Consider the following 765-nt stretch of genomic DNA (forward strand, 5'->3'; position numbering starts at 1 on the left):
CCAGTCATGCATCTGGGCGGCCTTGGTATCGGGATATTTTTCCAGCTTGATCTTTACAAAACCCTCGTAGGGGGCCAGCAGCTTCTGCCGGTTGCCTTGGGCTTCATTGAAGGCAAGGAACTCTTCCTCGCTCATCTTCAAATACTTGTCAACTGTGCGCCAGTTAACGTCCAAAAAATCGGCTATCCTGGTTTTACTCCAGTTATCTCTGGACATCTTGTGGATCTGATGGTACATAATCAACTTGTTAAAAAACTCATTCATAGTTCCGGGATTTATTATCCCGGTAAAGTTGACTTTTTCACTACCAGATCAGCTTCCGAAAGTGAAAAAACTCTGTACCATTGTTACCGAAAACTCTGTATTCTTATTTACCGAAAGTTCTGTACTGTTATTTACCGATCACATCAGGGCCGAGAAATAATGTTTTATTAAATGACTTTTTCAGCAGACCCTAATTAATTATGTTTAAAACTACTTTAATTCTATTACTTCAAGTTGTACTGATAAATACATATTGTCAGGATAATGTATATACTCCCAAAGGAGCTCAAGTTGATGTAGTTTATATAGCTGGTGAATGGGAAGATTCAATAAGACATAAGTTTGACAGTATTGCGATGGCGTTATATCCAAATGCAACTAAAATTAATACCTATGTTGGGTATAGCACAACGAAATTGTTCAATTGTCATGGGTACGCTTGGCATGTATCGGAAGGAGGAGCTTACGTTTGGATAGGATGGGAACCATATAATATGGACG

At 39.0% G+C, this 765-nt stretch carries 2 protein-coding genes; one reads left to right on the forward strand and one right to left on the reverse strand.

Translation table 11 applies throughout. From position 1 onward, the window contains the following. The coding region (locus P1P86_16590; protein MDF1576805.1) for a hypothetical protein at nucleotides 1-264 on the reverse strand (264 nt) is incomplete at its 3' end. Between the two features lie 200 nt (nucleotides 265-464). On the opposite strand from P1P86_16590, the gene P1P86_16595 reads away from it, so the two are divergent. After that, nucleotides 465-765: hypothetical protein (locus P1P86_16595; protein MDF1576806.1), on the forward strand; the 301-nt coding region annotated here is incomplete at its 3' end.

It is taken from the genome of Bacteroidales bacterium (genome assembly GCA_029210725.1).
Lineage (GTDB): Bacteria > Bacteroidota > Bacteroidia > Bacteroidales.